Origin of the sequence: Streptomyces sp. NBC_00322, from assembly GCF_036147535.1 — a bacterium.
GTDB lineage: Bacteria > Actinomycetota > Actinomycetes > Streptomycetales > Streptomycetaceae > Streptomyces.
Genome location: NZ_CP108019.1, coordinates 2,872,822 through 2,886,171 on the forward strand (window position 1 = coordinate 2,872,822; position 13,350 = coordinate 2,886,171).

Genomic DNA, 13,350 nt, shown 5'->3' on the forward strand with positions numbered 1-13,350 from the left:
GGGCCCGAAGGTCGCATACGGGGGTCTGGGGGCTTGCCCCCAGTTACGTGAAGGAGCGCGGGGTGAGGAACAGCCCCGCACAGCGGCCCCCGCCCCAAGCCGGCGCCCCCGCGCGTCACGCCGACGCCGCCACGCCCCCCACATCCGGAGGCGGGAACAGCCGCAGCCGGTGCGCCAGCGCCGCCGCCTCGCCGCGGCCCGAGACGCCCAGTTTCGCCAGAATGTTGGAGACATGGACACTCGCCGTCTTCGGCGAGATGAACAGCTCTTCGGCGATCTGACGGTTGCTGCGGCCCGCCGCGACCAGCCGCAGAACGTCCTCCTCGCGGCGGGTCAGCCCCAGCGCCGGCCCTGGGGGCAGCGCGGCCGGAGTCGGCGGGGACGGCTCGTCCGTCAGGGAGACGCGGGCCCGTTGCGCGAGCAGCGCGATGTCCTCGGACAGGGGCCGCGCCCCCAGCTCGCGGGCCGTCGCCGCGGCCTGCCGGAGCAGATCCGTGGCCTGTGCCCGGTGGGACTGGAGCAGGGCTTCCGCCCAGCGGTGGCGGACCCTCGCCAGGTCGTACGGCCGCTCCAGCGCCTCGAAGGCCGTCGCCGCCTCGGCCCAGTCGAGAGCCGTGTCCTCGCCACCGGCGCGCAGCAGTTCGGCGCGGGTCCAGCGCTCGTGGGCCATCCAGACAGGCACCGCTGTGACCATGGACGTGGCCGCCTTGCGGATCCGGTCCAGCGCCTCGACGCGGCCGGGCTCCGCCGCGGGCAGCCCGCGTGTGTCCGCCTCCAGCGCGGCCGCGGCCCTGAGCAGCGGCCAGCCGTACCGCTGCGTGCCCGGCGGGAAGCCCGCCTTCGCGGCCCGCTCGAACTCCGCCCGGGCGTCCAGGACACGCCCCTGCGCGGCGGCAATGCTCAGTGCCAGCGTGTGCATCGGTATGGAGCTCTGCGGCATCGGGTCGTGCGGCCCGAAGTGCTCGCGCGCCGCCTGAAGATACTCGGCCGCCTTCGCCAAATCGCCCTGCTCCAGGGCCAGAACGGCACACTTGAAGGCGGCGTATCCCCGCGGCTTGGGGCTCAGCGCGATCCGCGCCGCCCGCCCGGCCACCTCGGCCGTATCGGTCCAGCGCCCCAGCGAGAAGTACGACTCGGCCAGGTTGTTCAGGACCCAGGCCTCGGTGTCCAACAGGCCGTACTTACGGGAGAGTTCGACCCCTTCGGTGAGGACTTCCACGGACGCCCGCGAGCGGCCGATGCCCTCCAGCACGGACGGCAGATTCACATGGGTGCGCCCCACCAGTGAGGGCGCGGCGAGGGCGACGACCCGCTCCTTGACCGCGTACATCTCCGCGAGCCCGGCCTCGACATGGCCCGCGTCGACCGTGAGGCTGCCGAGGATGAGCCGAGCGCGCAGTTCGTTGTCCTCCTCGCCGACCATGCGCGCGTATTGCACGGCGCGCTCGGCCGTCGCCAGGCTCCCCGGGCCGGGATCGTGCACCATGCCCCAGCCCGCCGCCTCGGCGAGCACCTCGGCGTGGACGGCGGACGGCGGCAGTCCGCGCACCAGCTCCTGCGCTTCGGCGAGCTCCGCCCAGCCGTCGCCGCGGCCGAGTGCGGAGACCAGCAGGGAGCGCTGGAGGATGAACCAGGCGGTGCGCAGCGGATCGTCCTCCGCCTCCGCCAGCCGCTGGCCCCGCTTGGTGATCTTCAGTGCGCCTTCGCGTTCACCGCTGAGCCGGCCCGCGACGGACGCCTCGGCCATCAGGTCGAGGAAGCGCAGCGGCGTGGTGGCGGGGTCGCAGCCGCAGGGAGGGTACGCCTCGGCGTAGTCCACGGGCCGCAGCGCCGCCCGCACCTCGTCCGGTGCGGTGTCCCACAGTTCCATCGCCCGCCCCAGCAGGCTGAGTTGCTCGGCGTAGGCATGCCGCCGCCTGGCCTCGACCGAGGCGCTGAGCACGGCCGGAAGGGCCTTGGCGGGGTCGTGTGCCTGGTACCAGTAGCTGGCGAGCCGCGTGGCCCGCTCCGCGTCCCGTACGAGGGAGGGATCGGCCTCCAGCGCCTGCGCGTACCGCAGGTTGAGCCGGGAGCGCTCGCCGGGCAGCAGGTCGTCGCTGACGGCCTCGCGCGCGAGGGAGTGCCGGAAGCGGTAGCCGTCCCCGTCGGGCGTGGCCTGCAGGATGTTCGCGCCCACCGCGGCCCGCAGCGCCTCGATGAGGTCGTCCTCACTCATCCGGGCGACCGCCAGCAGCAGACCGTACTCCACGGTCGAGCCGCCCTCGGCGACGATCCGTGCAATCCGCTGGGCGTCCTCGGGCAGTGCCTCGATGCGTACGAGAAGGATGTCGCGCAGGGAGTCCGACAGGCCCGTGAGGCAGTCCTCGACGATGCTGCAGGCAAGCTCCTCGACGAAGAAGGCATTGCCGTCGGAGCGCTCGAAGACCCGGTCCACCAGAGCCGGTTCGGGCTCGGTGGCCAGGATTCCGGCCATCTGGCGGTGCACCTCGCCGCGGTTGAAGCGGGTCAGCTCGATGCGCTGCACGGTGCGCATCCGGTCGAGCTCGGCGAGGAAGGGCCGCAGCGGGTGGCGCCGGTGGACGTCGTCGGAGCGATAGGTCGCGATCACGACGAGCCTGCCGCGGCGCAGCGTCCGGAAGAGATACGCGAGCAGATGGCGGGTGGAGGCGTCGGCCCAGTGCATGTCCTCCAGGACGAGCACGACCGTGCGGTCGGCGGCGACGCGCTCGAGGAGACGCGCGGTGAGCTCGAAGAGGCGGGCCGTGCTCTCTTCGTCGTGCCGCATGTGGGCCGCGGGCGCTTCCCCCAGTTCGGGCAGCAGCCGCGCCAGTTCGTCCTCCTGCCCGGCCGCTGCCGCCGCCAGCTCCTTGGGCAGCTGGCGGTGCAGCGCGCGCAGGGCGGTCGAGAACGGCGCGAACGGAAGCCCGTCCGCGCCGATCTCGACACATCCCCCGACCGCGACGACGGCCTCGCTGCTGCATGCCTCGGTGAGCAGCTCCTCGACGAGCCGGGTCTTGCCGACCCCGGCCTCGCCGCCGATGAGCAGCGCCTGCGGCTCGCCCGCGGAACCGGTGGCGGCGCGGGTGAGTGCGTCGCCGAGCACGGTCAGTTCACCGGCGCGGCCGACGAACACGGGGCTGACGGACCTGGTCTCCACGCTGCCGAGCATCGCACAGCCCTCTGACAACGCGGCATCGCTGATCGGGAGGACAGTCATCACGCGCGGCCACGCCTCATCACGCGGCGCGCTCGTAGCGGATGCTGTCGTGATTCACCCGGCCCTCCCCTGTGTCCTTGGCGGACCGCCTGGCGGCGCGGCGGGCCTTGCGCACCTGCCGGACGAGGCGCGCGGTCTCGGCCTCACGCAGCAGATCGGCCAGCCGGAGCTCCTGCATCTCGTACTCGAACATGTCGTACTCCCTGGTTGCGAGTTGTCTCGGCGTCTTGCGATGCCTCAACTTTCGTCTCCCAGGGGGGTCCGCCACATCGGGAAGGTTCCGCATCTCGGCGGCGGCGGGGTCCTTAGACGCGCCCCAGTACGTAAGCCGGCGGCCTAAGGCCCCTGCCGACGGGGGCCTTAGGACCGCGGACCGGCCTCAAGACCGTGGGCCGCTGCTCGCCGACGTCTCGTAGACGTACGGAGTGGTGGTGCTCAGCGCGGCGAAGCCGAGCCGCCGCAGGATGGGACGGCTCTGGTCGGAGGCGTCGACCTGCAGGAAGCGGTAGCCGTTCGCGGCGGCGATACGGGCCCGGTGGGCGATCAGTGCCCGGTAGATGCCGCGGCCCCGCCAGGCGGCGACGGTGCCGCCGCCCCACAGACTGGCGAAGCCGGTGCCCGCGTGGAGCTCCATGCGGGCCCCGCAGACCGGACGGTCACCGGCCATCGCGACGGTCATGAGGACGGTGTCGGGGGTCTGCGCAAGCTGGGCGAGGAGCTGCTCACGCAGCCGGGCGCCGCTGATACCGAAGGCCTGCTCGTGCACGTCCACGAGCAGTTCCACGCCCGCCGCGTCGGTGACCGCCTCCAGCCGGATGCCGTCCGGGAGTTGGACGCCGGTGGGCAGATCGGCGATCTCGGCGACCATCACCGTCTCCTCGGGCTCGGGGGTGAAGCCCGCGGCCCGCAGCCGGGTGCCCAGGTCGTCCGGCTGGTCGTACCCGTACAGCTTCCACTCGAAGTCACGCCCCAGGGCGGTGAAGTACCGCACCTGCCGGGCGATCGCGGCGTCGGCCGTGGCCGGGTCCAGGCCGGACCAGACGATGCCGTGCCAGTCGCCCTCGGCGCCGACCTGCCGGACCACGTCGCCGATCCGTTCGCCCCCTTCTGCGTGTTGTCGCATCCGGCGGTCGAACAGGGTGAGCACGTCGTCGTGATCCATCCGCTCATTGCAGCACCGCACGGATGGACGCACCAACGAGTTTCCGGGGCTCGCCAGGCCGTGTCTGACAAATAGCGCCGTCCGCCCGCAGGGCGGGGTGCGCGGCGTCCGGTGCGTGCAATCGCAAGGCGGAGGACCATCCTCGTACTGGACGTACTTGGATGACTCCGACAACGCAGCGAGTGTGCGTGCCGGGCGTCGCGCACCAGGCGAGATTTGTCAGACACGGCCTAGGAGCCGGCGGTGGGCAGGGACAGCAAGAGATCGAAGTACATCCCGGCGGAGACGATCATCCCGAGGACGCCCAGTGCCACTCCGGCCACGGCGAAGGCACGTACCCAGCCGGCCTTCTGCGGCACGGCGAGCACGGCCACGCCGACGATCAGGGCGAGCAGCGCGAAGACGCCGTTGACCAGGGCGGTGGTGTGCCAGGCGTCGCCGTAGACAGCGGCGATCTGCTGGGCGGGGGTGCCGCCCTGCGAGGTCTTGATCTGGCCGAGCAGGGTCTGGCGCTCGGAGGCGACCTTCCCGACCCAGGTGCCGCTGAGCGCGACGACGCCGAGACCGGCGGCCACGACGGCCGCGGCGGCGGCTGCGATGCCGGACGGAGCGCGCGGAGTCTCCTCGGCGTCCTCGGTCTCGGAGTCCTCGGTCTCGCCGTCAAGGGCCTGGGCCTCGGACGAGGCGTCGGCGTCGGTCCCGACCGGCTCGGCGGCCGCGCCGTCGCCCTCGTCCTTCCCCACGGTCGAGGTGGTCGCCTCGGTCGGCTCGGTGGTCTCTTTGGTCTCGGTGGGATTCATGCGCCGCACGCTAGGCGGCCTGTCTGAGAGTCCCCTTAACGAGGAGAGGCCCTCTATCGAGCGGAGGCCGCGTCGGCCGCCCGCAGGTCCCGCCACTGGGGCGCCAGCACCGACCAGACCTCCATGTCGTGCCGTACGCCCCGGTACGGATAGGCCTCCCGCAGCACCCCGTCGCGCGTCATCCCCAGCCGCTGCGCCACCTTGAGGCTCGCCGTGTTCCCGGCCGCGGCCATCCACTCGACGCGGTGCATCCCCCGCTCCAGGACCGCCCAGTCGATCAGTACCCGTACGGCACGGGTGACCAGACCGCGGCCCGCCCCTGAGGGCTCCAGCCAGCAGCCGACCTCGCAGTACTCCAGGGCGGTGTCGAAGACCCGGAAGAGGACCCCGCCGACGAGGGTCCCGTCCTGCCAGATGCCGTAGATCCGGCCGCCGTCTGCGGCCTGCTTCTCGGCGTACGACTGGAGGAAGCCGCGCGCCGACTCGATGTCGGTCGCGGCGGCCGCGAGCCCGATGTACTGGCCGATGAATTCCCGTCCGCGGTCGATGTGGGCCAGGAACTCCTCGGCCCGCCACGGCTCCAGGGGGCGCAGTTCCGCTCCGTCGTCGCCCAGGGATATCGCGAACATCGTCTTCCTCCGGCCCGTTGACGCCCTACGGCACGAGCTGTGAGTCCTCGCTCGCGCGCTGCCCAGGGATCTTCGCATGGACACGGCACTCGGGCGGTTCGATGCTGATGCGGGGCAGCCTGCGGTCGAGCCAGCGTGGGAGCCACCAGTTCGCGCCGCCCAGCATGTGCATCAGGGCGGGCACCAGGAGCGTACGCAGCACGAAGGCGTCCAGCGCGACCGCCGCCGCCAGCGCTATGCCGAACATCGCTATGACTCGCTCGCCGCTGAGCACGAAGGCGAGGAAGACCGAAATCATGATCACGGCCGCGGAGTTGATCACCCGGCTGGTCTCGGCGAGGCCGACGCCTACCGCGCGGCGGTTGTCGCCGGTCTCCAGCCATTCCTCGTACATCCGGCTCACCAGGAAGACCTGGTAGTCCATCGAGAGCCCGAAGAGCACCGAGACCATGATCACCGGCAGGAAGGGCTCGATCGGGCCCGCCCGTCCGAGCCCGAGCAGCTCGCTGCCCCAGCCCCACTGGAAGATCGCGACGACGATCCCGAAGGAGGAGGCGACGGCGGCCACATTCATCAGGGCGGCCTTGAGCGGGATGCCGATCGAGCGGAAGGCCAGCAGCAGGAGCAGACAGCCGAGGGCGATGACGACACCGACGAAGAGAGGGAGCTTGCCGACGATGATCTCGGCGAAGTCGTCGTAGCTCGCCGTCACCCCGCCGACGTGGACCTGCAGCGATGTGCCGTCCGCCGCGGTGGGCAGGACGTCGTCGCGCAGCCGGTCGACGAGCTCGCTGGTCGCCTTCGACTGGGGCGCCGAGTCCGGTACGGCGGTGAGCACCGCCGTGTCGCCGCTGCCGTTGTACGTCACCGGGCCGACGGACTCGATGCCCTTGGCGCCTCGCAGGGCGTCGGGCAGCTTGTCCATCGCCAGCCGGTCGTCGGCACCGTCGAGATGCGCGACCAGGGTGAGGGGGCCGTTGACGCCGGGGCCGAAGCCTTCGGCGAGCTGGTCGTAGGCCTGACGGGTGGTGGAGGTGGCGGCGCCGTTGCCCTGGTCGGAGGTGCCGAGGTGGAGCGAGAACGTCGGCAGGGCCAGCACCAGCATGACCACCGCGGCCACGGTTCCGAGCAGTTTCGGATGGCGTTCGACGAAGGCGGACCAGCGGGCGGCGAAGCCGGTCGGCAGCTCGGGCTGCGGGCCGTGTTCGGCGAGCCGGCGCCGTTCGCGCCTGCTGAGGGCCCGCATGCCGATGAACGACAGCAGTGCGGGCAGCAGCGTCACCGAGGCCGCCACGGTGAGGACGACTGTCAGACAGGCCGCGATCGCGACACCGTTGAGGAAGCTGAGCCGCAGGATGAGCATGCCGAGCAGGGCGATACAGACGGTGGCGCCCGCGAAGACGACCGCACGGCCGGTGGTGCGGACCGCCTCCCGGGCCGCTTCGGCCACCGGCAGTCCGCGCCGCAGTCCCTTGCGGTGTCTGGTCACGATGAACAGCGCGTAGTCGATGCCGACGCCGAGCCCGATGAGCATGCCGAGCATCGGGGCGAAGTCGGCGACGCTCATCACATGCCCGAGCAGCACGGTGCCCGCGTAGGCGGTGCCGACCGAGACGAGCGCGGTGGCTATGGGGAGCAGGCTGGCGGCGAGCGAGCCGAAGGCGAGGAAGAGGACGACGGCGGCGACGACCACGCCGACGATCTCGGCCACATGGGCGGTGGACGCCTCCGTGAGCGCGATGGCGCTGCCGCCGAGCTCGACCTGGAGCCCGCCGGTCTCGGCCGCCTTGGCGGTGGCGACGACCGCCTCGGCCTGCCCCTCGGGGATGGCGTCGGCCTGCTGGTCGAAGGTGACGGTGGCGTAGGCGGTGTGCCCGTCCGCGCTGGTCTGGCCGATGCCCTCATTGACGTACGGGCTGGTGACAGAGGCGACCCCGTCGAGCTTGGCGACCTCGTCGAGCATCTGGGAGACGGGCTGGCGCACGCTCGCGGCGCGGACGCTGCCGGTGTCCGTGTGCCAGACGATGGTGTCGCTGTCGCCGCCCTGGCCGTGGAAGCCCTCCTGCAGGAGGGCGGTGGCACGGCCGGACTCGGTGCCCGGGACTTCGTAGTCGTTGGAGTAAGCGGTGCCCGAGACGCCGGCGGCGGCTGCGACGCCGACGAAAGCCAGGAGCCAGAGCACTACGGCTACGAGTCGGTGCGTGATGCACCACCGTGCGATTGCTGCCAACGGACTGCTCCCTGGGTGGTTCGTGGATCTTTGATCGGGAACAGCCCGCAAAGAACTCATGACCTACGAAACCTACGAAGGGACACTCTTGCAGCAGAACGTGATCCTTTGCCCCTTTCGTGGGCTTCCTCACAGCAGCGCCAGAGGGCCCGGATTCAGCTCCCGGACCCCCGTTCACCTGCGGCTGTGTACGCTCCCGGTTCAGCCCGAGACGCTCGCTCGCCCGTTCTCTATGTGACCCATCAAACGGCGGCGGAAGCCGGTTTCGCGGTCGGCGGTCACCTCGATGTCGTACCAGCCGTGCGCGTCGGCCGCCGAGTGGACGACGCTGCGGCTGCGCCCCGGCTTGACCGTGACCGTGCGGGTCCAGTCCTTGAGGTCGGCCTCGTCGACGTAGGCCAGCGGCCGGATGGTGAACGTGATCGGCTTGCTGCCGTCGTTGCACAGGGTGAGGTGGAGATCGCGGTCGTGGTGGTCGATGGACGAGGAGACCTCGGCCGCGGCGCCCACGCTGCCCGCGAACTCACGGCGGAAGCCGTTCGGCCCGGTGATCGTGAAGCGGTAGTTGGCCTTGGTAAGGGGCACCGACCACTGCGCCTTGCCCCTTACGTCCTTGTGCTGCGGCACGGGGAACTCGCCGGCGTACGGATAGAGCGCGAAGTGCGCGCTCCCCCGGCCGCTGTTGCTGAGGAAGACCGTGAAGGTCCCGCCACTGCCGGTGATCCTGCCGTGCGCGTCGGGCTGGTACGGCAGCGGCCGCGCGGGCCGCGTCCCCTCCTCCTGTACGGGCATGTGCTGCACCAGCGGCGGCAGGGGCCGCCAGCGGCCGGTGAACGGCGGGATCGCGCCGGGCTGGTCCACATCGGGCTGCGGCCTGCCGCGACGGAAGTCGAAGGCGGAGGTCAGATCGCCGGTGACCGCGCGCCGCCAGGGGCTGATGTTGGGCTCCTCGATGCCGGTCCACTTCTCCAGCAGCCGGATCACGGAGGTGTGGTCGAAGGCCTCGGAGCAGACATAGCCGCCGACCGACCAGGGCGAGACGACCAGCATCGGCACCCGCACGCCGAGCCCGGTGGGCTTGCCGCCCCACTGCTCGTCGGTGACCTCGGGCGGCGCGACCGGCGGCGGGACATGGTCGAAGAAGCCGTCGTTCTCGTCGTAGTTGATCAGGACGACGGTGTGCCGCCAGACGTCGGGGTGCGAGCCGAGGGCGTCGAGCACCTTGTAGACAATCGTCGCGCTGTGGATGGGCGAGGAGACGCTGGGGTGCTCGGAGTCGACCGCGGAGGGCACCAGATAGGAGACCGCGGGCAGGGTCCCCGCCGCGACGTCCTTGGCGAACTCCTCGGCGAGCGTGCCGGTGGGCACACGGCGCAGCCCGCGCTCGAAGAGCCGTCGCTCGGCCGGGGTGAGGCCCGCGACCCCTTCCTCCAGCAGGCCCAGCAGCCGATCGCGCTCGGCGGTGTCCTGCGTGTCACGGACGGCCGCGTAGAACGACTCCATGAAGGTGTGGCCACCGGTCTTGGCGAGCGCCTCGCGGGCGATCGCCTTGAAGGTGGTGAAGAACTCGATCTGGTTGTCGGTGAAGTTCTCCCACTCGGAGTACGTCTTCCAGCTCCGCCCGGCCTTCTCCAGCCGCTCGGCGTACGTGCCCCAGTCGTAGCCGGGATGCGTGCCCTCGTCGTAGGCATCGTTGTCGACGGCGCGCTTGCCGTCGGCCTCGAAGCCGGTCTTCCCGCTCCACAAGTGGTTGCGGTTCGGGCTCGTCGACGTATGGATCGAGGAGTGGTACGCGTCGCAGATGGTGAAGATGTCCGCGAGCTCGTAGTGCAGCGGAATGTCCCGGCGGTCGTAATAGGCCATCGTGGCGGCCGATTTGGCGGAGACCCAGTTGTTCATCCAGCCGCCGGCCCAGGCCTTGGCGCCGCCGCTCCAGGAGTGGTCGAGGGCGCCGATGTACTGGAGGTCCTGCTTCTGCGTCTCGGCGGCGCCGCGGACGGGGAAGGGCAGCACGGTGCTGCCGAGCGGGCCGGGCTGCTCGAAGACGGGCCTGCCGGAGGGGAGTTCGACGGCGTTGCGGTCACCGAAGCCGCGGACGCCGCGCAGGGTGCCGAAGTAGTGGTCGAAGGACCGGTTCTCCTGCATGAGGATCACCACGTGCTTGACCGCGTGCAGCCCGCCGGGCGCGGGCTCGGCGGCCAGCGCTGCCTGCAGGGACGGGGGAAGCAGCGACCCGGCCGCCGCGGCGCCGAGCGCGCCCGTGCCGAGTGCGAGCAGGCGCCGCCGTGACATGTCCGTGGTCAAGTGATCCTCCCGATTCCGCTGTTACCGCCCGGAACGTAGTGAAGCCGGATGACTTGAGGAAGTCCCGCGGAGGGCGCAGCGGTGAACGTCCAAGAGTCCGCAAGAACAGTCGAGCGCCGGGCCTGCCGGGGGCGTTACCGGCCGTTACCCGCCCCCAGCCGTCCCGAGACTGTCCGACTGCCGTACCCGTGCTGTTCCGGGGCCGTAAATCCCCATCCGTACGGACGGCGTTGTCGGTGGCGGCTGGCACGATGGGTGACATGGAAAACACGGGGACCAACCAGCCGATCGTTTGGCCCGGCGACGCCGCGGAGTTCGCCCTGACGCTCCATGACACACCCGATCCGTACTTCGACCAGGCCCCGGTTCCGGTGCTGGCGTACGACCCGGGGGCCTCGCTGCGGGACCGGCGGGAGGCCTTCCGGGAGGTGTACGCCGCGATCGTGGCCCGGATCGGCGAGCCGACGCTCTACGGCGGCTCGGCGGAAGGACCCAACATCCGCTGGCGGGACAGCGGAAGGGTGGTGCTGCTCGCGGGCAACCGCCACCGGGCGCAGCTGTCGGTCCACGACACGGACACCTTGGAGAACGACGAACGGCGCACCTTCGACTGGGGCGGCGCCTGGTCGGCGGACGAGCAGCACGACTTCGCCTTCCTGCCGTACGTCTGGCAGTTGGACCGGAGCGGGCCGGGGGTTCGGCCCATCGAGCGGCCGGGCGGGAGAATGGCCTCCAGCCTCGAACACTTCCAGAGCGCGCTGGAGTTGTTGCTCACGGCCTGGGTGGAGCAGCTTTCGGTGCAGGTCGGCGGCGACTGGGCGAGCTTCAGCGTGACCAGCGGGGCGGACCGCGGCCGTCAGCTTCAGATCTCGTACGCGCTGGAGGACGGGCTGCATGTCTCCATCGACGACCGCGACGGCGAGGACAGCCCGGAGCGGGCGGGCTTGATGCACTCACGCGGCTGGCAGTCCCTCGACCGGGGCTGGTGGCAGACGGACTTCCCCGAGCCGGAGCGCCCGGAGGTGGCGGCGGTGGCCCGCCTGGCAGTCACGGAACTGCGGGCACGCGGCACGAAGGAGCCGGATGAACTGCGCGCGAGGGATGTCAGCTGCAAGGACCGGGGCGAACTGTGGCTCCCGGGCCTGGGCATACGCCACTGATCCACCGGGCAACGCCGCGCCCGGCGCGGGTGCCTCCAGGTTGCCCGGGCCCCGGCGCCAGATGCCCCGGCACGCCCGTCCCAAGCTCCCCGGGTTCGGCACCGGGGCCTCGCCGGCACGGCACGCCGTGTTTCGGCGCCCTGCGTCTCGGCACCCCGCCCCTCAGCGCGGCGCGTCCGGCGCGGTGTCCCGGGGCGCCCCGGTCACGGCCTCCCGGGTCTCGGCACCCGAGCCTCGCCGGCACGGCCGCCACCGCATCCGGCACGTAGGGCGGCGGCCGTCGGAACGCCGGAGGCGGCCCGCACCCGCAGGTGCGAACCGCCTCTCGTTGCGCGAGCGTCAGCCCTCGACGCCGAGCTTCTGCAGGATCAGCTCCTTGACCCGCGCCGCGTCCGCCTGGCCACGCGTCGTCTTCATGACCGCGCCCACCAGCGCGCCGACCGCCGCGACCTTGCCGCCGCGGATCTTGTCGGCGATCGCCGCGTTGCCCGCGATCGCCTCGTCGACCGCCGCGCCGAGCGCGCCCTCGTCCGAGACGACCTTGAGGCCGCGCTTCTCGACGACGTCGTCCGGGCCGCCCTCGCCCGCGAGCACGCCCTCGATGACCTGGCGGGCCAGCTTGTCGTTGAGGTCGCCGGACGCGACCAGCGCCGCCACCCGGGCCACCTGGGCCGGGGTGATGGGCAGCGAGGACAGCTCGACGCCCTCCTCGTTGGAGCGGCGGGCGAGCTCGCCCATCCACCACTTGCGCGCCGACGCGGCATCCGCACCCGCGTCGATGGTGGCGACGATCAGGTCGACCGCACCCGCGTTGAGGATCGACTGCATGTCGTGCTCGGAGACGCTCCACTCCTCGCGCAGCCGGTTCCGCCGCACCCGCGGGAGTTCGGGCAGCGTGGCGCGAAGCTCCTCGACCCACTCGCGCGCAGGCGCGACGGGGACGAGGTCGGGCTCCGGGAAGTACCGGTAGTCCTCCGCCTCCTCCTTCACGCGGCCGGACGTCGTGGAGCCGTCCTCCTCGTGGAAGTGGCGGGTCTCCTGGATGATCGTGCCGCCGGACGAGAGCACCGCCGCGTGGCGCTGGATCTCGAAGCGGGCCGCACGCTCGACCGACCGCAGCGAGTTGACGTTCTTCGTCTCGGAGCGCGTGCCGAACTTCTCGACGCCGTGCGGGCGCAGCGAAAGGTTCACGTCGCAGCGCATCTGGCCCTGCTCCATGCGGGCCTCGGAGACACCGAGCGCCTTGATGAGCTCGCGCAGTTCGGCGACATACGCCTTGGCGACCTCCGGCGCGCGCTCGCCCGCGCCTTCGATCGGCTTGGTGACGATCTCGATCAGCGGGATGCCGGCGCGGTTGTAGTCCAGCAGGGAGTGGGACGCGCCGTGGATACGGCCGGTGGCGCCGCCGACGTGCGTCGACTTGCCGGTGTCCTCCTCCATGTGGGCGCGCTCGATCTGCACGCGGAAGACCTCGCCGTCCTCCAGCTGGACGTCCAGATAGCCGTTGAAGGCGATCGGCTCGTCGTACTGCGAGGTCTGGAAGTTCTTCGGCATGTCCGGATAGAAGTAGTTCTTCCGGGCGAAGCGGCACCACTCGGCGATCTCGCAGTTCAGCGCGAGGCCGATCTTGACGGCCGACTCGACGCCGATCGCGTTGACGACCGGGAGCGAGCCGGGCATGCCGAGACAGGTCGGGCAGGTCTGCGAGTTGGGCTCGGCGCCCAGCTCGGTCGAGCAGCCGCAGAACATCTTGGTCTTGGTGCCGAGTTCGACATGGACCTCGAGGCCCATGACGGGGTCGTAGGCAGCGAGGGCGTCCTCGTACGACACCAGTTCAGTGACGGTCAC

General features: G+C 71.4%; 9 protein-coding genes. 1 reads left to right on the forward strand and 8 read right to left on the reverse strand.

Features of this window, described 5'->3' with window-relative positions; translation table 11 throughout:
- Nucleotides 1-115: 115 nt before the first annotated feature.
- The 7 genes from OG905_RS12840 to OG905_RS12870 all read right to left on the reverse strand — a co-directional run bounded on the left by OG905_RS12840 (nt 116) and on the right by OG905_RS12870 (nt 10,342).
- Entirely contained in the window at nt 116-3,169 is a 3,054-nt protein-coding gene (locus OG905_RS12840) for a helix-turn-helix transcriptional regulator (protein ID WP_328682294.1), read from the reverse strand.
- A gap of 67 nt (nt 3,170-3,236) precedes the next feature.
- Nucleotides 3,237-3,410, reverse strand: coding sequence for a hypothetical protein (locus OG905_RS12845; RefSeq protein WP_328668039.1), 174 nt, complete (start codon nt 3,408-3,410; stop codon nt 3,237-3,239).
- Nucleotides 3,411-3,596: 186 nt separating this feature from the next.
- Nucleotides 3,597-4,379 carry a GNAT family N-acetyltransferase gene (locus OG905_RS12850; protein WP_328668040.1) on the reverse strand — a complete coding sequence of 261 codons (783 nt, stop codon included), beginning with the start codon at nt 4,377-4,379 and terminating at the stop codon, nt 3,597-3,599.
- Nucleotides 4,380-4,609: 230 nt separating this feature from the next.
- Nucleotides 4,610-5,179: a hypothetical protein gene (locus OG905_RS12855; protein ID WP_328668041.1), complete on the reverse strand. Its 570-nt coding sequence runs from the start codon at nt 5,177-5,179 to the stop codon at nt 4,610-4,612.
- A gap of 53 nt (nt 5,180-5,232) precedes the next feature.
- Nucleotides 5,233-5,808, reverse strand: coding sequence for a GNAT family N-acetyltransferase (locus OG905_RS12860; RefSeq protein WP_328668043.1), 576 nt, complete (start codon nt 5,806-5,808; stop codon nt 5,233-5,235).
- Nucleotides 5,809-5,833: 25 nt separating this feature from the next.
- Entirely contained in the window at nt 5,834-8,038 is a 2,205-nt protein-coding gene (locus tag OG905_RS12865; RefSeq protein ID WP_328668045.1) for an MMPL family transporter, read from the reverse strand.
- Between the two features lie 201 nt (nt 8,039-8,239).
- Complete coding sequence (locus OG905_RS12870) at nt 8,240-10,342, reverse strand: phosphocholine-specific phospholipase C (protein WP_328668047.1); 2,103 nt, start codon at nt 10,340-10,342, stop codon at nt 8,240-8,242.
- A gap of 260 nt (nt 10,343-10,602) precedes the next feature.
- Here OG905_RS12870 and OG905_RS12875 point away from each other — a divergent pair, with 260 nt between their 5' ends.
- Entirely contained in the window at nt 10,603-11,502 is a 900-nt protein-coding gene (locus tag OG905_RS12875) for a hypothetical protein (protein WP_328668049.1), read from the forward strand.
- A 339-nt stretch (nt 11,503-11,841) separates the two neighbouring features.
- Here OG905_RS12875 and gatB read toward each other — a convergent pair whose 3' ends face one another.
- On the reverse strand, nt 11,842-13,350 hold the full coding sequence (gene gatB / locus OG905_RS12880) for an Asp-tRNA(Asn)/Glu-tRNA(Gln) amidotransferase subunit GatB (RefSeq protein WP_328668050.1): 1,509 nt from the start codon (nt 13,348-13,350) through the stop codon (nt 11,842-11,844).

Bases quoted from the DNA above. Each gene is read 5' to 3' on its own strand.
- OG905_RS12875 (WP_328668049.1), top strand. From the start codon at position 10,603: ATGGAAAACACGGGGACCAACCAGCCGATCGTTTGGCCCGGCGACGCC.
- OG905_RS12850 (WP_328668040.1), bottom strand. From the start codon at position 4,379: ATGGATCACGACGACGTGCTCACCCTGTTCGACCGCCGGATGCGACAA.
- OG905_RS12840 (WP_328682294.1), bottom strand. From the start codon at position 3,169: ATGCTCGGCAGCGTGGAGACCAGGTCCGTCAGCCCCGTGTTCGTCGGC.
- OG905_RS12860 (WP_328668043.1), bottom strand. From the start codon at position 5,808: ATGTTCGCGATATCCCTGGGCGACGACGGAGCGGAACTGCGCCCCCTG.
- OG905_RS12855 (WP_328668041.1), bottom strand. From the start codon at position 5,179: ATGAATCCCACCGAGACCAAAGAGACCACCGAGCCGACCGAGGCGACC.
- OG905_RS12845 (WP_328668039.1), bottom strand. From the start codon at position 3,410: ATGTTCGAGTACGAGATGCAGGAGCTCCGGCTGGCCGATCTGCTGCGT.